This is a genomic window from Streptomyces sp. ITFR-16 (genome assembly GCF_031844705.1).
Taxonomy (GTDB): Bacteria; Actinomycetota; Actinomycetes; order Streptomycetales; family Streptomycetaceae; genus Streptomyces.
Genome location: NZ_CP134609.1, coordinates 668,918 through 687,426, shown reverse-complemented (window position 1 = coordinate 687,426; position 18,509 = coordinate 668,918). Strand labels below are relative to the sequence as shown.

General features: G+C 73.6%; 17 protein-coding genes, 1 tRNA gene and 1 riboswitch. Of the genes, 5 read left to right on the top strand and 13 right to left on the bottom strand.

Features of this window, described 5'->3' with window-relative positions:
* Nucleotides 1-7: 7 nt before the first annotated feature.
* Both RLT58_RS03205 and RLT58_RS03200 read right to left on the bottom strand, forming a co-directional pair.
* Complete coding sequence (locus tag RLT58_RS03205) at nucleotides 8-349, bottom strand: hypothetical protein (protein WP_311308835.1); 342 nt, start codon at nucleotides 347-349, stop codon at nucleotides 8-10.
* A 103-nt stretch (nucleotides 350-452) separates the two neighbouring features.
* Nucleotides 453-935 carry a DUF309 domain-containing protein gene (locus RLT58_RS03200; protein ID WP_311308834.1) on the bottom strand — a complete coding sequence of 161 codons (483 nt, stop codon included), beginning with the start codon at nucleotides 933-935 and terminating at the stop codon, nucleotides 453-455.
* Between the two features lie 109 nt (nucleotides 936-1,044).
* Between RLT58_RS03200 and RLT58_RS03195 the strand changes: the two genes are divergently transcribed.
* Both RLT58_RS03195 and RLT58_RS03190 read left to right on the top strand, forming a co-directional pair.
* On the top strand, nucleotides 1,045-3,675 hold the full coding sequence (locus tag RLT58_RS03195) for an ATP-binding protein (RefSeq protein ID WP_311308833.1): 2,631 nt from the start codon (nucleotides 1,045-1,047) through the stop codon (nucleotides 3,673-3,675).
* 50 nt (nucleotides 3,676-3,725) lie between these two features.
* A tRNA-Pro gene (locus RLT58_RS03190) sits at nucleotides 3,726-3,799 on the top strand.
* A gap of 69 nt (nucleotides 3,800-3,868) precedes the next feature.
* Here the strand turns inward: RLT58_RS03190 and RLT58_RS03185 are convergent.
* The 7 genes from RLT58_RS03185 to RLT58_RS03155 all read right to left on the bottom strand — a co-directional run bounded on the left by RLT58_RS03185 (nucleotide 3,869) and on the right by RLT58_RS03155 (nucleotide 10,196).
* Nucleotides 3,869-5,251, bottom strand: a complete 1,383-nt coding sequence (locus RLT58_RS03185; RefSeq protein WP_311308832.1) for a purine-cytosine permease family protein — start codon at nucleotides 5,249-5,251, stop codon at nucleotides 3,869-3,871.
* Nucleotides 5,242-5,336, bottom strand: a riboswitch (TPP riboswitch). It overlaps the preceding gene by 10 nt.
* 81 nt (nucleotides 5,337-5,417) lie before the next feature.
* A complete protein-coding gene (locus RLT58_RS03180; RefSeq protein ID WP_311308831.1) occupies nucleotides 5,418-5,912 on the bottom strand; it encodes an FBP domain-containing protein in 495 nt (164 codons plus the stop codon).
* Between the two features lie 50 nt (nucleotides 5,913-5,962).
* Nucleotides 5,963-6,469, bottom strand: coding sequence for a nucleotide triphosphate diphosphatase NUDT15 (locus RLT58_RS03175; protein ID WP_311308830.1), 507 nt, complete (start codon nucleotides 6,467-6,469; stop codon nucleotides 5,963-5,965).
* Nucleotides 6,470-6,542: 73 nt separating this feature from the next.
* Nucleotides 6,543-7,442 carry a hypothetical protein gene (locus tag RLT58_RS03170; RefSeq protein WP_311308829.1) on the bottom strand — a complete coding sequence of 300 codons (900 nt, stop codon included), beginning with the start codon at nucleotides 7,440-7,442 and terminating at the stop codon, nucleotides 6,543-6,545.
* Nucleotides 7,439-8,452: an SPFH domain-containing protein gene (locus RLT58_RS03165; RefSeq protein WP_311308828.1), complete on the bottom strand. Its 1,014-nt coding sequence runs from the start codon at nucleotides 8,450-8,452 to the stop codon at nucleotides 7,439-7,441. The genes RLT58_RS03170 and RLT58_RS03165 overlap by 4 nt, the downstream gene beginning before the upstream one ends.
* Nucleotides 8,453-8,505: 53 nt before the next feature.
* Complete coding sequence (locus RLT58_RS03160; protein WP_311308827.1) at nucleotides 8,506-9,324, bottom strand: SDR family oxidoreductase; 819 nt, start codon at nucleotides 9,322-9,324, stop codon at nucleotides 8,506-8,508.
* A 242-nt stretch (nucleotides 9,325-9,566) separates the two neighbouring features.
* Nucleotides 9,567-10,196, bottom strand: a complete 630-nt coding sequence (locus RLT58_RS03155) for a TetR/AcrR family transcriptional regulator (protein WP_311308826.1) — start codon at nucleotides 10,194-10,196, stop codon at nucleotides 9,567-9,569.
* Between the two features lie 175 nt (nucleotides 10,197-10,371).
* Here RLT58_RS03155 and RLT58_RS03150 point away from each other — a divergent pair, with 175 nt between their 5' ends.
* Nucleotides 10,372-11,205, top strand: coding sequence for a phosphatase PAP2 family protein (locus RLT58_RS03150; protein WP_399130810.1), 834 nt, complete (start codon nucleotides 10,372-10,374; stop codon nucleotides 11,203-11,205).
* Nucleotides 11,202-12,167, top strand: coding sequence for a DMT family protein (locus RLT58_RS03145; protein WP_311308824.1), 966 nt, complete (start codon nucleotides 11,202-11,204; stop codon nucleotides 12,165-12,167). Before RLT58_RS03150 ends, RLT58_RS03145 begins: the two co-directional genes overlap by 4 nt.
* Nucleotides 12,168-12,186: 19 nt before the next feature.
* Here the strand turns inward: RLT58_RS03145 and RLT58_RS03140 are convergent, their stop codons facing one another.
* Both RLT58_RS03140 and RLT58_RS03135 read right to left on the bottom strand, forming a co-directional pair.
* The gene (locus RLT58_RS03140; RefSeq protein ID WP_311308823.1) at nucleotides 12,187-12,729 is read right to left on the bottom strand and encodes a PadR family transcriptional regulator; all 543 of its coding nucleotides are present in this window, start codon (nucleotides 12,727-12,729) and stop codon (nucleotides 12,187-12,189) included.
* 62 nt (nucleotides 12,730-12,791) lie between these two features.
* Nucleotides 12,792-14,807, bottom strand: a complete 2,016-nt coding sequence (locus tag RLT58_RS03135) for an FAD-dependent oxidoreductase (protein ID WP_311308821.1) — start codon at nucleotides 14,805-14,807, stop codon at nucleotides 12,792-12,794.
* 237 nt (nucleotides 14,808-15,044) lie between these two features.
* On the opposite strand from RLT58_RS03135, the gene RLT58_RS03130 reads away from it, so the two are divergent.
* Nucleotides 15,045-15,584, top strand: coding sequence for a DoxX family protein (locus RLT58_RS03130; RefSeq protein ID WP_311308820.1), 540 nt, complete (start codon nucleotides 15,045-15,047; stop codon nucleotides 15,582-15,584).
* A gap of 32 nt (nucleotides 15,585-15,616) precedes the next feature.
* Here RLT58_RS03130 and RLT58_RS03125 read toward each other — a convergent pair whose 3' ends face one another.
* Both RLT58_RS03125 and RLT58_RS03120 read right to left on the bottom strand, forming a co-directional pair.
* Nucleotides 15,617-17,266: an FAD-dependent oxidoreductase gene (locus RLT58_RS03125; protein ID WP_311308819.1), complete on the bottom strand. Its 1,650-nt coding sequence runs from the start codon at nucleotides 17,264-17,266 to the stop codon at nucleotides 15,617-15,619.
* 25 nt (nucleotides 17,267-17,291) lie between these two features.
* Nucleotides 17,292-18,206: an AurF N-oxygenase family protein gene (locus tag RLT58_RS03120; protein ID WP_311308818.1), complete on the bottom strand. Its 915-nt coding sequence runs from the start codon at nucleotides 18,204-18,206 to the stop codon at nucleotides 17,292-17,294.
* Nucleotides 18,207-18,509 lie beyond the last annotated feature (303 nt).

Here is an 18,509-nt window from a genome sequence, read left to right as displayed (position 1 = left end):
GCCGCGCTCAGGGAATCAGCAGCCAGTCCGAGCCGACGGCGGCCAGCAGCCCGATGCCCAGCAGCCAGCTCCCCAGCCGCGTACGGCCGTTGCGGCTCAGCTCGATCACGATGCCGCACAGGATCAGCGCCAGCCCGTACACCCCGACCACCAGTACCGAGGAGCGGCTCGCGATCCGCAGACCGAGGACGACCGCCATCGCGGCCATACCGACCGAGGACAGGACGATGCGCAGCCGTCTCGCCTGGCGCGGCGTCAGCCTGCGGTCCTCGGTGACCGCGTGCTCGGCTTCGCTGTCGCTCCCGGCTATCGGTACGTCCACGGTCCGGTCCTGGTCAGAAGTGCTCATGACGCCGGATCGTAATGGCTCCGGGCGGCCCTGTTCACCGCTCCGTGCCAACGAACGGCAAAGCCACCGGAGTCCGCCGCCCAGCCCTCCCGCACCCGCGCGGCTAACGCAGCCGGGGCGCCTCCCGCGCCGCGTCGACGGGTCCGCCCTCCGCCCGCTCCACCCGCACCGCCAGCTCCCGCGCCCAGCCGGTCAGTGCCGCCACGTCCATCCCGTGCGGACGAGCGGCCGTGAACGCCTCAAGCGCCGCCGCCCCGCGCCGCAGCAGCCGCGCCCCGCCCGTCGCGTTGCCCCGCGCGGAATGGGTCAGCCCGACGGCCAGCTGCGCCAGCCCCCGCCACAGCTCCCGCTCCCCGTCGGGGCCCGACTTCCAGGCGTCCTCGAAGACCTCGTGGGCGTGGAACGGCATCCCGGCGTCCAGCAGCCGCTGCGCCTCCCGCACGGTCCCCTCCGGCGTGCGCACCACGCCCTCGGGCTGGCGCTCCACCCCCTCGGCCCCGTACGGCAGGGGGCGCCCCAGCCCGTCACGGGGGCGCGCGTTGTGCGCCCTGCCCTCGATGTCGCGGTCCCTGCGTGTCTCGTCCACCCCTCGATTGTGCCCCGCACCTGCGGCGAACTGGTTGAACCACTGTCGGTGGGCCCCCGCGCACGACTAGGCTCGACAGTCATGGTCACGACGTTGGGGGAGAGCAGGCATGAAGCCGTCCCGGCCGCTTTACGAGCGCGAACCGGAACTCGCCGCTGCCGTACAAGCCGTTGACGCACTGTGCGGTGCGCAGGCCGCCGGCGGGCTGCTGATCTACAGCGGCGAGGCGGGCATCGGCAAGACCGCCCTCCTGGCCGAGATCCGTGCCCTGGCGGAGGACCGCTGCACCATCTGGTCCGCACGCGGCGGCGAGACCGTCACCTCCGTGCCGTTCCACGTCGTACGCCAGCTGCTCCAGCCCGCCCTGGTCCAGCTCCCCGAGGACGACGTCAGGGCCCTGTTCGGGGCCTGGTACGAGATCGCCGCGCCCGCCCTCGGACTGGCCGAGCCCACCGGACCCCAGCCCGATCCGCAAGGTGTGCGCGACGGCCTCGACTACGTCGTCTCGCGGCTCGCCTCCCGGCTGAGCCACCGCCCGCTGCTGCTCATCATCGACGACGCCCACTGGGCGGACGGCGAATCCCTCGCCTGGCTCGCCTCGTTCACCGCCCGGCTCGGTGAACTGAAGGTCCTGGTCGTCCAGGCCCACCGCCCTGAGGAGCTCGCGGCCCGGGAGGCCGGGCGTCCGGCGGGCGACCATCCGGCACAGGTCCGTGTCGCCCTGCGGGCGCTCACCCCGGACGCCACCGCCGAGCTGGTCCGCGCGACCCTCGGCGACCACGCCGACGACCCGTTCTGCCGCGAGGTCTGGGCCGTCACCGGCGGCAACCCGTACGAGGCGGTCGAACTCGTCGCCAAGGTCCAGGACCGCGAACTGGCCCCGCTGGAGGAGTCCGCCGGGCTCCTGCGCGAACTCGGCGCCTCGGCCCGGGGCAGCGGCCTCGTCGCCCGCCTCGAACGGCTGGGTAAGAACGCCAACCGGTTCGCCTGGGCGGCCGCCGTCCTCGGCACCGACATCTCCCAGGAACTCGCCGCCACCCTCGCCGGGATGAGCCCGGCCGAAGCGGCGGACTGCACCGCCCGGCTGCGCGAGGCCCGTATCGTCAGCGGATTCGACCCGCTGGAGTTCGTGCACCCGCTGATCGCCACCGCCGTCTACCGCTCCATCCCGCCGGCCACCCGGACCGCCATGCACGGCAGGGCGGCCTGGGCGATCACCCGGGCCGGGCTCGGCCCCGCCGCGGCCTCCCGGCACCTGCTCGAAGTCCACCCGGACGACGACCAGGAACTGGTCGAACAGCTCAGGGCGGCCGCCAGCCAGCACCTCGCGGTCGGCGCGCCCGAGGCCGCCCGCCGCTGTCTGGAACGGGCGCTCCAGGAGCCGCCCCGCCACGACATGCGCGCCACCCTGCTGTACGAACTGGGCTGCGCCACGCTGCTCAGCGACCCGCCCACCACCGTCCAGCATCTGCGGGCCGCGCTCGACATGCCGGGGCTCGCCGACGACCTGCGGGTCGACGCCACCTACCGGCTGGCCGCCGCGCTGTCGCACAACAACCAGCTGAAGGAGGCGGCGCTCGCCCTTGCCGCCGAGGCCGAGCGGACCGCGCCCGGCCCCGGCCTGATGCGGCTCCAGGCCGCCCACTTCCTCTGGGAGGGCACGCAGGCCACCGAGGAGGACGGGCCGGGCCGCTCCCGCAGGCTCGCCGCCAACGCCGACCATCTCACCGGCCGGGACAACGCCGAACGGGCGCTGCTCACCCTGCGCGCCTTCGACGCCATGCTGCGCGGCGAGAACGCCCAGCTCATCGTGGAACTCTGCGAACGCGCCCTGGTCAACGGCCACCCGGCGCGCGGACTCGGCTGGACCGACACCGAGTGGGGCTTCGAACTCCCGGCCACGCTCGGCATCACCTACGCCTTCATCGACCAACTCGACCGCGCCGAGGAGCTGTTCGGCGAGGCGGTGCGCGCCTTCGAGATCTCCGGCTGGAGCGGCGCCCACCTGGCGTTCGCCCACACCCTCCTCGGTCTGGTCTACCGCCGTCGCGGCCGGCTCGCCGAGGCGGAGGGCTTCCTGCGCGAGGGACTGCGCCTCGCCGACCGTGTCGGCAGCGGCCTGCCCGTCCACTGGGACGCCGCCTGTCTGCTCATCGACACCCTGCTGGCGCGCGGCCGGGTCAGCGAGGCCCGCAAGGTCGCCGACGACTACCACTTCGGACTGCCCTACCCGAGCGCCATGGTGCTGCCCGACGGCCCGTGCGTCCGGGGCCGCCTGCTGCTCGCCGAAGGCCGTACGAAGGAGGCCGTCACCGAGCTGGAGGCGGCGGGCCAGTCCCTCGAACCGCGCGGCAGGTTCAACGGCGTCTGGGGACCCTGGGCCGGTGACCTGGCTCGCGCCCTGGCGGACGAGGACCCGGGCCGTGCCGCCCAGCTCGCCAACTCCGCCCGGGTGCACGCCGAACGGTTCGGCACGGACACGGCCATCGGGGAGGCCCTGCGCTGTGTCTCCCTCTTCGCCCGCCCGGAGGAGGCCGTGCACCTGCTGGGCGAGGCGGTCCGCCACCTGGAGGCGTCGCCCTCGCAGTACGAGTACGCCCAGGCCCTGGTCGACTACGGCATCGCGACCCGCTCGCCCCGGGAGCTGGCCCGGGCCCACAAACTGGCCACGGCCTGCGGCGCCGAATCCCTGGCCGCCCGCGCCCAGCAGGCACGCGCGTCGATCCGGTCCACCGAGTGAGGTAATGTTTGTCCTGCGCAGCCGCCCGGCACGACCGGGAGGAATCGCAGCGGGACGTGGCGCAGCTTGGTAGCGCACTTGACTGGGGGTCAAGGGGTCGCAGGTTCAAATCCTGTCGTCCCGACTCGTGAGAGTCGTTCGTCGAGGGGCCGTGCCGGAGAGATCCGGTACGGCCCCTCGGCCGTTCTCCGCCTCAGCGGCTCCGGCGCAGCCGCAGCGGGGTGTAGACCGTCAGGGCCACGAGGAACGCCACCCCGTAGGCCAGGTCGGCGCCGTGCAGCGCGTGCGCCACGGGGCCCACGTACAGGCTGGTGCTCATGAAGGGGACCGCCGCCGCGAAGGCCGCCGCGAAGGCGGTGAGGGCGGGCCACCACGGCCGGCGGTGTGCGCTCTCGGTGGCCAGGTCGACGGGGGAGTGGCCGCGGGCCCGCGCCCGCACGGCCCAGTCGACGGCCACGATCGCGACGAAGCCGGGGATCCAGTAGCCGACGAGCAGCAGCACGTTCTGGAAGCGGGTCGTGGTGTCGGCCGCGTGCATCCACAGGACCAGCGGGAAGCCGAGCGCCGCGGCGAGTGCGGCGGCGACCGGTCGCGGCAGCCGGACACCCATCGTCTGGAGCGCCAGCGAACCGCTGTAGTCGTTCATGGCGTTGCTGCACAGCGCGGCGAGCGCCACGGCGAGCAGCCCGAACGCGCCGAGGGCGCCCCCGCCCAGCAGGGTGTCGATGCCGCGCGCCGTCTGGTCGGTGAAGACGGACGCCCCCCACAGCCCGAGGGCCTGGACGGCCACGAAGGAGGTGCTGATGCCCAGCAGCGTGCACCAGAACATCCGCGGCCGGGACGCGGTGCGCGGCAGATAGCGGCTGAAGTCGCTGGCGTACGGCGCCCAGGACAGCGCCAGGCTCAGCGCGACGGTGCAGGTCAGGACGGCGGCGCCGGCCCGGTCCGCGCCGTGCACGGAACCGGAGGCGGCCGGGTGGACGCCTTGCAGGAGCTTGGTGGAGAGCACGGCGAAGGCGGCGGCCAGGGCGAACGTCATCACGGTCTGGAGCCGGTGGATCACCTCGTACCCCAGGACGCCCAACGCTCCCTGGGCAGCCATCATGACCAGGACCCCCAGCCAGAACGGCCAGCCGCACAGCTGGGCCAGCGCGTCCCCGCCGAACAGCCCGATCAAGGCGTCCCAGGCGATGGAGGACAGCCACTGCAGCACCCCGGGCACGACGACACCCCGGCCGAACGCCAGCCGGGCCAAGGGGAGTTGCCCGGCCCCGGTCTGGCTGCCCCAGGTGCCCAGATACGCGGTGGGCACGGCGCCCACGAGGGTCCCGAGCACGACGGCGGCCAGCGCGGTGGCGAAGTCCAGGCCCAGCGCGATGCCGACGGTGCCGGTGAAGACACCCGTCATCGTCAGATTGGGCGCGAACCAGACGGTGAAGAGCCGGCCGGGCCCGCCGTAGCGGCGGTCCTCGGGGACGGGGGCTATCCCGTGTGCCTCGACGCGCAGATCGCCGGGTGCGGTGGGCATGCGCCCGCCGAATGCGGCGAGCTCGTCCTGGGCATGCGACAACGACATGAAGACATCCCTCCGCCAGTGCTAACTGGTTCAGGTTCGACGGGTGTGATCTCAGCCCCTGTGCGGGGCACCCCGTGTCCGGTGTGGCGGCCAGGATAGCCGGGCGGGCGCGGATGCCGGTGCGGGGGTGGGTACCTGTCCACCCCCTGCGCGCCCGGCGCGTGACTCAGCCGAAGAGCTTGGCCACGAAGGCGGAGAGATTGGCCGCGGTGCGGCCGACCTGCTCCTCCAGGGTCAGCGACTCCTTGAAGCGGGCGCCCGAGGCCACGGCCTTCTTCCCGCGCACGTACAGGGAGCAGGCCAGGTCGGTGCACATGTACAGGCCGACCGAATTGCCCTCACGCCCGGCGGGACCCGTCTTGCGGGCGGTCATCAGGGAGACCCCGCCGCCGGGGTGCGTGGTCAGGCAGAGGGAGCACATGCTCCGGTGGAGGAACCCGCGCTGCTGGGAGGGGAAGCGCAGCGAGATCCCCGTCAGCTTCCCGTCGTGCTCGGTGACGATGTAGCTGCGCCCGGGCGCGCTGAGATCGCGCCAGCCCAGGAAGTCGAGATCCTCCCAGGGCAGCTCCCCGAAATCGCGGGGCAGCGGCAGACGCCCGGCCTCCCCCTTGGAGCAATTGACGAACGATGTGCGGATGTCCTGCTCGGTCACGGCCTTCATGCCCACGACGCTAACTCTGCCTATGAGCCCTAGGCAAATGATTAATCGAATTAGGTGTGTACCTCGGTCTCCTCGGTCACCAGGTCCAGCCGGTGCGCGGGCGGGTGCGTGAGGCCGAGGCCGGGGCGCCAGGCCGCCAGGATCTGCGCCGAGGGGTCGAAGAGGGGTGCCGGCAGCTCGTCGGGCGAGGTCCACCGCCAGGTGCTGATCAGATGGGGCTCGGTCACCTCGGGGGTCGCCGAGCCGACCCGTACAAGAGCGCCGAGCGTGACCCGGTTGATGCCGCCCACCGCGTCGTGCAGCATCACGAAGATGCTCACCTCGTGCTCCGCGACCCTCAGACCGGTCTCCTCGCGCAGCTCACGCGCGGCGGCCGCCGCGACGGACTCCGGCAGCGGATCGACCTTGCCGCCCGGCAGCTCCCAGGTCCCGCTGTGGTGCCGGCCGAGCAGGATGCGCCCCCGCGCATCCTGCACGATCACCCCGACCCCCAGCGCCGCCTGCGCCTTGGGCGGACGGGAGTTGCGGGACGGAACGGGGGTGGCGTCGGTGGTCATGGCGCTCTCCTTGCACGGTCGTACGGGGCCGGGCGTCGAGCCTACGGGGCGGCCGGGACCCGCCCCGGCGCGCTCACACGGTCAGCCGCAGCGCCGTCGCCGCGATGCCGAGCCGTACGCTCTGGCCCCACGTCAGCTCCAGCGCGTCCGTCTCCATCCCGTCCCCGAAGACCACCACCCGGTCGGACTCCACGGTCAGCCGGAGCTCCTGCCCGCGCCCCAGCTCCCCGGAGACCAGTGAGGTGCCGGTCACCGGGGACGGCCACGCCTCCCGGACGAACCACAGCAGCCGGGGATCGGTCGGCGCCGGCAGTGCCAGCGGGCTGCGGCGCTCCTGCCACAGCGAGCGCAGCCAGCCCGTGGCGCCGGTCCCGGTGCCGACCAGCACACCGGAGGAGGCCTGCGGCTCGGCGGGTGAGCCGGCCGCGTCCGTGCCCAGCCGGTAGCGGGCCGTCTGGTGCCCCGGCGGGCCGAGGTAGATCTCGTTGAGAGCCAGCAGCCGCTGGGTGTCGTCGGCCACCGCCTCCACCATGGTCAGCTCGTCCGCGCGGCCGCCCGGCGCCGCGGCGGCCCGGAGCAGCGCCGCCGCGTCGCCGGGCCGGTGGCGCACGAGCACGCCGGGATTGCGGCCGGGATCGGTGTCGATGCCCACGACCGGCTGGCCGGAGAGGTACTTCGCCGCGTTGGCGACCAGACCGTCCTGCCCGACGACGACCACGACGTCCTCGGGCGCGAACAGGAACCGGTCCAGGTCCGCCCGCTCCACCCGTGAGTGCCGCCACTGGAGCGGGACGGCCGCCGCCACATCGGCCAGCGCCTGCCGGGTCCGCTCGTGCCGCCGGGCCACCTCCTCGATGGACCGGCCCCGGCTGGACAGGAAGAACGCGGCCTGGCCGTGCGTTCCGTGCCGGGCCAGCAACTCCTCGTACTCGGTGGTGCGGTGGACCAGGACCGCCCTCGGTGCCAGGCTCACGCCCCGGTCTCCGGCGCCGGCCGGCCGAGCTTGCTGAGCAGACCGGTCAGGACGTCGGGCGACAGGGTGAGGCTGTCGATGCGGGGCAGGTTCTCCGCGAGCCGGGTGGCGGCCAGCGCGTGCAGGGTCGCCGCCTCCACCTCGCCGTGCACCCGCAGCCAGGCGGCCTGCGACTCGGCGCGTGCGGCGCCCACTTCGCGGGCGGCCTCCGCCTCGGCCCGGGCCAGGCGCACCTTGCGGGCGGCCTCCGCCTCGGCGCGCACGCCGTCGGCCGCCGCGTTCTCCTCGGCCTCGCGGCGGGTGTTGGTGCCGCGCTGCTCGACGAGCTGCTCCTCCCGGCGGGCCAGCTCGATCTGGCTGGCCAGTTCGTTCTCGGCGATGGTCCGCTCGCGCTCGACCGCCACGGCCCGCCGCTCGTAGGTGGCCCGGTCGGCCTCCTGCTGGATCTGCTCCCGGGCGGGGGTGCGCAGCGCCCGCTCCACCTCGGCCTCCGGGCGGATGGCGACGACGCGCACGGCCACCACGTCGATGCCGGTGGCGGGCAGCCGGGGTTCGGCGGCGAGCCCGGCCGCGACCCGCTCGCGCACGGCGGCGACCCCGTCCACCAGCGCCCCGGCCAGCGGGGTGCGGGCCAGCACGTCCAGGGTGTGCTGCTGGGCCGTCTCGGTGAGGAGCGTGGTGATCTGCTCCAGCGGGGCGCCGCGCCAGGCGCCGGTGTCCGGGTCGACGGAGAAGTCGAGGCGGGCGGCGGCCTCGGCCGGGTCGCTGATCCGGTAGGTCACGGTGGCCTGCACGGTGACGTCCTGGAAGTCGGACGTACGGGCGTGGAACGCCATGGCCAGCTCGCGGTCGTTGACCGGGACCTCGGACAGGGCGGCGCTGAGCGAGCGGTACCAGAAGCTGAGCCCGGCCCCGTCGTGGGTGAGCCGGCCGCGCTTGTGGTGGCGGATGTGGGCGGTGGGCGCGGAGCGCAGATGGCGCCAACCGAAGCGCCGGGTGATGTCGGCCATGTGGCCCCCCTTGTTCTCGTCATGACGACGATAAGGGAGACGGGTGCATATCGTCAAGGGGACGAGAAAGGGTTTCCGCCGGTCGCCCCTCCCCGGTCCGGGAAGGCCGGCGCGAGGAACCGGGCGGGGAACTCGCCGCCGCCGTGCACCGCCAGATCCGCGCCGGTGACGTACCCGGCGAGATCGCCCGCGAGATACAGGCAGGCGCGCGCCACATCGTCCGGCGCGGCCATCCGCCGCATCGGGATCACGCCCGCCACGGCGGCGCCGCCGTCCTCGCCGTACACGGCCGCCGCGCTCTCCGTCGCGACCGGGCCCGCCGTGATGTGGTTGACGCGCACGGCCGGCGCCCACTCCAGGGCGAGGGCCCGGGTGAGCCCCAGCAGTCCGGCCTTCGCTGCGGTGTACGCGGCGGTGCCCGGCTGGGGCGTGTGCGCGGAGACGCTGCCGATGTTGATGACCGAGCCCCCGCCCTCCTGGTCCCGCATGACGCGGTACGCCGCCTGGGCGGTGTAGAAGGGCGCCAGCAGATTCAGTGCGACGACCTTCTCGACGAACCGGGGCGACACCGTCGCGGCCTCGGCGTCCGGGGAGCCGCCCGCGTTGTTGACCAGCACGTCCAGCCGGCCGAAGAGGTCCGCCGCCGCGTCCACGAGCGAGGATGCGGCCACCGGGTCGCGCACGTCACCGGCCAGGAAGCGGGCCCGCCGGCCGCCGCCCGTCGGAAGGTCCGGGGGCTCGGTGCGGCCGCAGACCAGCACCTGGGCCCCGGCCGCGAGGAAGGCCCGGGCGATGGCGGCGCCGACGCCCTTCGTGCCGCCGGTGACCAGGACCGCCCGCCCGGTGAAGTCCACGGGGTTGCCGGTGTCCATGAATTGCCTCCGCAGTGCCGGGGGCCGCTGAGGGCCGGACCAGCGAAAGCTACCAAGCGTTTGTTCGGTGGAACAGGGCGCGGACCTCGCGCTCCGGAACCGCCGGTACGCGAACGGCCGGTACGCGAACGGCCGGTGACTTCGCGAGAAGTCACCGGCCGGCCGGGTTGCGCGCCGCCCCCGTCCCCACGGTGCGGCGCGAGCGGGCCGCCGTCATCCGCTGGGACGACGGCCCACGTCTGTCAGGACCCGGACGCCGAGGCGTCCAGGCCGAGTGCGGGAAAGACCGCGCCCTCCACGAAACGGAGGAGGTACGTCTCGTCCGCGATGGCCCCCTCCAGCATCGGGCGGGCCCGCATCACGCCGAGCATCTGCGCGGAGACGAACTCCGTGGCCGGGTTGTCCGCCGCCACCTCGCCCCGCTCCACCCCGCGCCGGACGATCGCGTCGATGGCCGCCATCTCCGGAAGGATCAGCGACTCGCGCAGCGCGCACAGCAGCTCGGGGCTCTGCAGGGCGGCATGGCTCAGCGCCAGCATCAAAGGGGTATCGCGCCCGGAGACCTGGCCGATGGCCCGCGCCGCCTCGCGCAGGTCGCCCGCCAGGGTGCCGGTGTCGATCCGGCGCAGCACCCCGCGCCGGGTGCCGTGCAGGGCGGCGACGACCAGTTCGGGCTTCGAGCCCCACTGCCGGTAGAGCGTGGACTTGCCGCAGCGGGACCGGGAGGCGACCCCCTCCATGGTCAGCGACTCGTAGCCGCTCTCCCTGAGCATGTCGAGCACGGCCGTGTAGAGCTCCTGGGCCCGCTCCGGCGTGATCTTCGAGCGGCGCTGCGCGGGGGCCTGCTCCTGCTCGGTTTCCTGCGACGGCATGCGCTTTCCCTCTCTGCGACTCTGCGACGAGGTCCATCGATACGCCAGTGTACCGATACGCGAGTGTTCCGATACGTTCGCGTATCGGTACACTGGCGTATCGATACGGCACGGAACCGGTCCATGCCGCCGCAACACCGCTTCAACAGCTTCGTCAGCAAAGGGGCACCGGGTGATGTACGCCGGTAGCAAGCCTGCGGACCGGGAGCCGGACACTTCTGCCCGACCGCCCCTCGTCCGCGAGCTTCTTCTTGTCGTGGGTCTCTTCGTGATCTACAAGTTCGGCCGTCAGGCCGCCAACGGTCACGTCGACGAGGCCTTCCACAACGCCACGCACGTCTGGGACCTCGAACGCGCCGTGCACCTGCCCGGCGAGGGCGTCGTCCAGGGGCTGCTGCTCCACAACGAGACGCTGATCCACCTGGCGAACACCTACTACGCGACGGTGCACTTCCCGGCCACCCTGCTCTTCCTCGCCTGGCTGTACTGGCGCCGCCCGCTGCACTACGTCTGGGCCCGCCGCATCCTCGCCGTGCTCACCGGCGCCGCACTCGCCCTGCACCTGCTCTTCCCGCTCGCCCCGCCGCGTCTGCTCGCCGCCACCGGACTGGTCGACACCGGCCAGATCTACGGACCGACGGTGTACGGGGCGACGCCCGCCACCGACTCGATGGCCAACCAGTTCGCCGCGATGCCCTCACTGCACTTCGGCTGGGCCGTCATGGTCGGCGTCGGCCTGGTCGTCGCCACCCGCTCCCGGTGGCGCTGGCTGTGGCTGCTGCACCCCGCGGTCACGCTGCTCGTCATAGTCGGCACCGCCAACCACTACTGGCTGGACTCGATCGTGGTGGCCGCCCTGCTCTCCGTCGCCTTCGCCGCGCTCCGGCTGCCGCGCACGGAACCGGTCCGCGCCCACCTCCCGTGGCCGTCCACCGCCCCCGCGTACGGGACCGCCGTCCCGGCCCCCGCCCGCTCCTCGTCGTACGCCTCCTCCGGGGCCGGACGATGACCGCCACCCTGATCGCCGTCGCGCTGTCCCTCGTCTCGGCGGCCGCCTACGCCTCGGCTGCCGTGGCACAGGCCCGGCTCGCCGGGCGCACCGCACCGGGCACCGGCACGCTCCGGCTGCTGGGGCGCGCCGCCTGGTGGTCCGCCGTCGGGCTGAACGCCGGCGGCGCGCTGCTCCATGTCGCCGCGCTCAAGTACGGCCCGCTCACCCTCGTCCAGCCGCTCGGCGCCCTCACCCTGGTCGCCGCCGTCCCGCTGGGCGCCCGGGCCGCGGGACGCAAGGTCACCACGACCGAGTGGCGCGGCACCCTGCTCACCCTGCTCGGCCTCGGGGCGCTGCTGACGACCGCCGTCGGCTCGGCCCCGCACGAGACCCTGAGCCTGGCGGAGGCGCTGGCCGTCGGCGCCGGGACCATGGCCGTCGTCGCGGGCCTCGGCCGCCCCGGCGCCCGTCCGGGGCTCCGGCACGCCGCCGCCTCCGGCATCACCTCCGGGGTCGCGTCCGCGCTCACCCAGACCCTGACCGTCGCCGTCACCGACCACACGACGGGCCCGCTGCTCACCTGGCGGCTGGTCGTCGTCGCCGTGCTGGTCTCCGCCTTCGCGATGGGCGGGCTGCTGCTCTCGCAGACCGCCTACCAAGGGGGTCTGGGCGCCCCGCTCGCCGTCGTCACACTCGCCAACCCGGTGGCCGCCGCCGCCATCGGCCTGGCGCTGCTGGGGGAGCGGCTCCAGGGCGGCACCGGCGCCCTGATTCCGGCCCTGCTGGGGACGGCGGCCGCCGCGCGGGGCGTGATCCTGCTCAGCCGCGCCCAGGCCGGGACCGCGCCCGCCGTCGAGGCCGTCGTGGCAGGACCGCGTCCCGCCGCCACCCCGTCCCGGGTGGTCATCAGGAGCCCGCGGGCCCTCCAGCAGGAACACGGCCACGGACACCTGCGACGGATCAGGGCCGGGCGCTCCTGACGGTCCCCGGTCCGCCGCTTCACCCCTCCGTCGCGGCCGGGCGGTCCGCCAGGGCGCGGGTCAGCCAGCCGATCCAGAAGTTCTCCAGATCGATGCCGCCGCGCAGCACCAGATGGCGCAGCCGGTCCTCGGGCGCGTCCCGCCCGGGCGGGAAGTCCCGCTCCTCGATCGCCAGGTACTCCGCCAGTTGGCGCCGGTGCAGCTCCAGATGGCGCCCCAGCTCCGCGTCGAGCCCGGGCGCCCCGACGACCGCCGCCGCCCGCATCCGCAGCAGCAGCGGATCACGTACCTGTTTGGGGTCCTCCTGGCGGGCGACCCAGGCCGACAGCGCCTCCCGGCCGGCGGGCAGCACCTCGTACTCCTTCTTCCGGCCGCGGGCCGGCTGCGCCGGTGTCAGGGCCCTGATCTGCCCTGCCTGCTCCAGCTTTCCCAGCTCGCGGTAGATCTGCTGGTGCGTGGCCGACCAGAAGTAGCCGATCGACCTGTCGAACCTGCGGGTCAGCTCCAGCCCCGACGAGGGCTTCTCCAGCAGGGCCGTGAGGATCGCGTGCGGGAGTGACATGGGATGCATCCTAAGGACGGCCGGACGCTCCCACGGGCGGGCCGTCCGTGGGAGCGCGCGGGTCAGAGCGAGGCGGCCAGTTCGGTGCCCTGGCGGATCGCCCGCTTGGCGTCCAGCTCGGCCGCCACGTCGGCGCCACCGATCAGATGGGCGCGGCGGCCGGCGGCCAGCAGCTGCTCGTACAGGTCCCGGCGGGGGTCCTGGCCCGCGCAGAGCACGATCGTGTCGACCGGCAGCAGGTGCCGCTCGCCGTCCACGGTGACGTGGAGGCCCTCGTCGTCGATCCGGTCGTAGCCGACGCCCGCGATCATCGTGACGCCCCGGTGCCGCAGCTCGGTGCGGTGGATCCAGCCGGTCGTCCTGCCGAGACCCGCACCGACCTTGGTGGCCTTGCGCTGGAGGAGATGGACGGTGCGCGCGGACTTCGGACGCTCGGCGGTGCCGAGACCGCCCCGCTCGCGGTAGTCCGTGTCGACGCCCCACTGCCGGAAGAAGACCTCCGGGTCCAGGCTCGCCGCCTCCCCGCCGTCCGTCAGGAACTCGGCGACGTCGAAGCCGATGCCGCCCGCCCCCACGAGCGCGACCCGGTCGCCCACCGGCGCGCCGTGGCGCAGCACGTCGAGGTAGCTGACGACGCTGGGGTGGTCGACGCCCGGGATCTCCGGAGTGCGCGGGGTGACCCCGGTGGCGAGGACGATCTCGTCGAAGCCATCGAGGCCTTCGACGCCGACCGGGGTGCCGAGCCGGACGTCGACCTTCTCCTCGGCCAGCCGGGTGCGGAAGTAGCGCAGTGTCTCGTTGAACTCCTCCTTGCCGGGCACCCGGCGGGCCACGTTGAGCTGCCCGCCGATCTCCTCGGCCGCGTCGAAGAGCGTCACCTCGTGCCCGCGCTCGGACGCCGTCACGGCGCAGGCGAGCCCGGCGGGACCGGCGCCGACGACCGCGACGCGCCTGCGGGTGCGGGTCGGCGACAGGACGAGTTCCGTCTCGTGGCAGGCGCGCGGGTTGACCAGGCAGGAGGTGACCCGGCCGCTGAAGATGTGGTCCAGGCAGGCCTGGTTGCAGCCGATGCAGGTGTTGATCGCGTCCGCGCGGCCCTCGGCCGCCTTCGCGACGAAATCCGGGTCGGCGAGGAACGGCCGGGCCATCGACACCATGTCCGCGCGGCCCGCCGCGAGGATCTCCTCGGCGACCTCGGGGGTGTTGACGCGGTTGCTCGTCACCAGCGGTACGGAGACGGCGCCGCGCACCTTCTCGGTGACCCAGGTGAACGCCCCGCGGGGGACCGACGTCGCGATCGTGGGAATGCGGGCCTCGTGCCAGCCGATGCCGGTGTTGATGATCGTCGCGCCGGCCGCCTCGATCTCGCGGGCCAGCCGCACGACCTCGTCGAGGGTGGAACCGCCGGGTACCAGGTCCAGCATGGAGAGCCGGTAGATGAGGATGAAGTCGCTGCCGACCCGCTCACGGACCCGGCGCACGATCTCGACGGGGAAGCGGATGCGGTTCTCGTACGAGCCGCCCCAGCGGTCCTCGCGGTGGTTGGTCGCCGAGACGATGAACTCGTTGATCAGATAGCCCTCGGAGCCCATGATCTCGACGCCGTCGTACCCCGCGCTCTGCGCGAGCGCCGCCGCCGTGACGAAGTCCTCGATGGTCGCCTCCACCTCGTCGTCGGTCAGCGCGTGCGGGGTGAACGCGCTGATCGGGGCCTTGATCGCGCTCGGGGCCACCAGAGCGGGGTGGTGCGCGTACCGGCCGAAGTGCAGGATCTGCATGGCGATCCGGCCGCCCGCCGCATGCACGGCCGAGGTCACCCGGGCGTGCTCGGCCGCCTCCGCCGCGGTGGTCATCCTGGCGCCGCCGGGGAGCGAGCAGGCCTGCTCGCTCGGGGCGATGCCGCCGGTGACCATCAGGCCCACGCCGCCGCGCGCGCGGGCGGCGTAGAAGGCTGCCATCCGCTCGAAGCCGTTCTCGACCTCCTCCAGGCCGATGTGCATCGACCCCATCAGCACCCGGTTGGGGAGGGTCGTGAACCCGAGGTCGAGCGGGCTCAGCAGATGCGGGTACGGGCTCATGTGGCGGCTCCTCGCGCAGTGTCGTTCCGCCAGTTCTAGAGCACCCGGACGTCATTGTGCAACAAGTTGCACAATGACGTTCGTCGCACTGTGTCACGGCTCACGTCCCGGCCCGGTCCCGCCCGGACGGCGTAACAACGGGGCATGCCGGGGCCCCGGGGCGCGGAGAGTGGTTCCGTACGGCACCCGGGGCCGCTGTGCGCCAGGCCGGGCCCCCGAACCCTCCCGGAGACCCTCATGGGCAGCGTCAACCGTCGTGACCTCGGTCTGCTTCTCCTCCGCGTCGGCACCGGTGCGGTGCTGGCCGCGCACGGGAGCCAGAAACTCGCCGGCTGGTTCGGCGGCGGGGGCATCGAGGGCACCACCGCCGCCATGGAGGCCATGGGGTTCCACCCGCCGAAGCACAGCGCCATCGCGGCCGGGCTGGGCGAGGCGGGCGGCGGCGCCCTGCTGGCCCTGGGCCTGGCCACCCCGGCGGCCGGCGCGGCCGCCGCCGGCGCCATGGCGGGCGCCGTGGCCGTCCACGCGCCCGCGGGCTTCTTCGCACAGGGCGGCGGCTACGAGTACCCGGCCTTCCTCGGCTTCACCGCCGCCGCGATCGGCCTGACAGGACCCGGCCGCTACTCCGTCGACCACGCCACGCGCCACGCGTTCGACAAGCCGTGGATGGTCGCCCTGGCGTTCGCGGGCAGCGCGGTGGCCGCCGCCGCCGTGGTCGGCAAGCGGTCCAGGGGGCAGGCGGCGGCGCAGGAGATGCCGGAGCCGGAGGAGTTCTGATCCACCGGCCCCGGCGCAGAAGGTGACCCGGCTCAGCCCGGAGTCCGCCAGCGGCCGGATTTGGCCGCCGCGACCAGCGCCGGGACCGTGCCGAACTTGACGCGCGGGCGGCCTCGGTCCCGGCCGCGCGCCCGCTCCGCCCGGTCGATGGCGGCCAGCCCGCGGGCGTCCACGACATGGCGGCCCCGGCTCCGGACGAGACGCGGGAACGCCTTGGCCGGGTGCGCGGGGGAGGGGAGCGCGCCCGCGACGGCGTCCGCCAGGAGCGTGCCCACGGTCTCGGCCGCGCAGGTGCGGTTGGCCCCGATCCCGCCCGAGGGCCCGCGCTTGATCCAGCCGACGACATACGTCCCGGGCAGGCCCGTCACCCGGCCGCCCGCGTGCGGGACGGTGCCGGTCGCCTCGTCGAAGGGCAGGCCCGGCACCGCCAGGCCCCGGTAGCCGATCGCGCGCAGGAAGAGGCCCGCCGGGATCTCCCGCTCACCGTCGGCGGCCGTGACCCGCAGCCCCTCGACACCGGACTCGCCGAGCACCCGCACCGCGGCGGAGTGGAACCGCAGGACGATGCGCCGCCCCTCGGCCGGCGACCGCGCCCAGTCCACCCGCTCGCGCGGAACGTCCCGCAGCAGAGCCGCCGCGCTCCCCGGGGCCGCGCCGTCGATCGCGGCGCCGGTGCGCGGGTCCTCGTCGTCCACCACCAGTTCCACACCCGGCAGATGCTTGAGCGCGAGCAGTTCGGAAGCCGTGCAGGCGGCGTCCTGCGGGCCGCGCCGGCCGAGCAGGACGACCTCGCGCACCGCCGAGTTCCGCAGCGCCGCGAGGGCGTGGTCGGCGATGTCGGTGCCCGCCAGCGCGGCGGGATCGCTCACGAGGATGCGCGCCACGTCGAGCGCCACATTGCCGTTGCCCGCGACGATCACCCGCTCCGCCGACAGGCCGACGGAGTCCGGTGCCACCTCCGGGTGGGCGTTGTACCAGGCCACGAACGACGTGGCCGCGATGCTCGACGGAAGGTCCTCGCCCGGGATGCCGAGCCGGCGGTCCGCACCGGCGCCGACCGCGTAGATCACCGCGTCGTGATGGGCGGCGAGCTCCTGGGCGGTGATGTCCTTGCCCACCTCGACCCCCAGGTGCATCCGGACCCGGGGGTGGGAGTGGAAGCGCGCGAAGTTCTCGCCCACGCCCTTCGTCCCGGGGTGGTCGGGCGCCACCCCGTACCGCACGAGGCCGCCGGCCACCGGCAGCCGGTCCACCAGTGTCACCTCGGCGTTGGTGTGCAGGAGCAGGTCCTCGGCGGCGTACATCCCGGCGGGTCCGGTGCCGACGACCGCCACCCGGATCGGCGCGAAGTCCGAGGGCAGGCTGCGCGTGAAGGAGGGCTCGCCCCAGGTGTGGAAGTTCGGCCCGTCGGCGGCGGGCTCGGGCTCCCGGTCCGCGTAGTACGCCGCGTTGATGCCGGCGTACTCCTTCTGCGCCCCGAAGAGGCTGTCCACCGGGAAAATCGCGTCGACCGGGCACGCGTCGGCGCAGGCACCGCAGTCGATGCAGGTCTTCGGGTCGACGTAGAGCATCTCCGTGCTGCCGAAGGCCCGTTCCTCGGGCGTGGGGTGGATGCAGTTGACGGGGCACACGGCGACGCAGGTGGCGTCGCTGCAGCAGGTCTGGGTGATGGCGTAGGTCATGGTCGGCTCGGGCTCTCGGCTCGGGTCAGATCAGGTGGGCGCGCTTGTAGAAGAACAGGGCCGGTTTGGTCAGGAGGCGGGCCGAGGCCAGGAACTCCATCAGGCCCGAACAGCTGGACCTCATCAGGGACTTGTGGTGCTCGTTGGCCTTCGCCTCGGGCAGGGCCCGCGCCGGGTCCAGCCCCGCGTTGGCGTAGACCTCGCGGTTCACCATGCTGGTGACGATGTAGTACGAGGCGATGGCGATCACGAGCGAGTTGATCTGCCGGCGCACCGGGCCCGCTCCGCGCAGCCGCTTGCGGGTCTCGTCGCGGGCGAACTTCATGTGGCGCGACTCCTCCACCACATGGATGTTGTTGATCGTGCGGACGAACGGCGCGACGCGCTCGTCCCGCATCCAGTCGCGCTGCATCACGTCGAGCACCTCCTCCGCCACGAGGATCGCGGCGTACGCGGCCTCGCCGAAGGCAAGTGTCTTGAAGGCGCGGCCCAGTTCGACCACCGGTCGGCGCGGACGGTAGGCGGGGGCGCCGAGCTTCGCCGCGCCGCGCGCGAACATGATGGAGTGCCGGCACTCGTCGGCTATCTCGGTCAGCGCCCACTGGAAGCGCGCGTCGGTCGGGTCCTTGGCGTAGATGTCGCGCAGCACCATCTGCTGGAGGATCATCTCGAACCAGATGCCCGTGCTGGCGACCGATGCGGCCTCCTGGCGCGTCAGCGCCTTGCGCTGATCCTCCGTCAACTCCTGCCAGTACGCGGTGCCGTAGAGCGTGCTCCACTCGGGGCTCGCGCCGTGGTGGTCCGTGTCGAGCGGGGTGTTCCAGTCCACCTCGGTGGCCGGGTCGTACGACAGCTTCGCGGCCGAGTCCAGAAGGCGCCGGGCGACATCCTGCTCGGCGAGCCGGTCCTGGTCCTCCGGCCGGACGGTGCTGCTTGCCATGCTGCGACTCCTTGAATCGAGAAATCGACCCGACGCCGCCCGCCGCCTGCCTCTCACCCCGGGCCCCGCCCGATGAGATCGAAGGCCGCCGAGCGCCGTCCCTCGCTTGTTAGACGTGACGTCTAGCAAGCTGTTAGACGGAAGGTATAGCAAGAGGGGCGCGCGAGCCTACCCCCGCGTAGGAAATCCGTACGATCTCTCCACGGCGCGGCCCTGCGCGCGGGGTTGGGGGCTCGAGGCCGCGACTCCTCCGGGCGTCCCGAGCGTCGGATCGGCAGGACATCGGCAGGACTCGACAGGGCT

Excerpts from the sequence above, each read along its gene's own strand:
- RLT58_RS03145 (WP_311308824.1), top strand. The coding sequence starts at position 11,202 with ATGACCGCCACCCTGATCGCCGTCGCGCTGTCCCTCGTCTCGGCGGCC.
- RLT58_RS03165 (WP_311308828.1), bottom strand. The coding sequence starts at position 8,452 with ATGGCCGACATCACCCGGCGCTTCGGTTGGCGCCATCTGCGCTCCGCG.
- RLT58_RS03205 (WP_311308835.1), bottom strand. The coding sequence starts at position 349 with ATGAGCACTTCTGACCAGGACCGGACCGTGGACGTACCGATAGCCGGG.
- RLT58_RS03135 (WP_311308821.1), bottom strand. The coding sequence starts at position 14,807 with ATGAGCCCGTACCCGCATCTGCTGAGCCCGCTCGACCTCGGGTTCACG.
- RLT58_RS03185 (WP_311308832.1), bottom strand. The coding sequence starts at position 5,251 with ATGTCGTTGTCGCATGCCCAGGACGAGCTCGCCGCATTCGGCGGGCGC.
- RLT58_RS03125 (WP_311308819.1), bottom strand. The coding sequence starts at position 17,266 with ATGACCTACGCCATCACCCAGACCTGCTGCAGCGACGCCACCTGCGTC.
- RLT58_RS03130 (WP_311308820.1), top strand. The coding sequence starts at position 15,045 with ATGGGCAGCGTCAACCGTCGTGACCTCGGTCTGCTTCTCCTCCGCGTC.
- RLT58_RS03180 (WP_311308831.1), bottom strand. The coding sequence starts at position 5,912 with ATGAAGGCCGTGACCGAGCAGGACATCCGCACATCGTTCGTCAATTGC.
- RLT58_RS03155 (WP_311308826.1), bottom strand. The coding sequence starts at position 10,196 with ATGCCGTCGCAGGAAACCGAGCAGGAGCAGGCCCCCGCGCAGCGCCGC.
- RLT58_RS03160 (WP_311308827.1), bottom strand. The coding sequence starts at position 9,324 with ATGGACACCGGCAACCCCGTGGACTTCACCGGGCGGGCGGTCCTGGTC.
- RLT58_RS03140 (WP_311308823.1), bottom strand. The coding sequence starts at position 12,729 with ATGTCACTCCCGCACGCGATCCTCACGGCCCTGCTGGAGAAGCCCTCG.
- RLT58_RS03120 (WP_311308818.1), bottom strand. The coding sequence starts at position 18,206 with ATGGCAAGCAGCACCGTCCGGCCGGAGGACCAGGACCGGCTCGCCGAG.
- RLT58_RS03195 (WP_311308833.1), top strand. The coding sequence starts at position 1,045 with ATGAAGCCGTCCCGGCCGCTTTACGAGCGCGAACCGGAACTCGCCGCT.
- RLT58_RS03150 (WP_399130810.1), top strand. The coding sequence starts at position 10,372 with ATGTACGCCGGTAGCAAGCCTGCGGACCGGGAGCCGGACACTTCTGCC.
- RLT58_RS03175 (WP_311308830.1), bottom strand. The coding sequence starts at position 6,469 with ATGACCACCGACGCCACCCCCGTTCCGTCCCGCAACTCCCGTCCGCCC.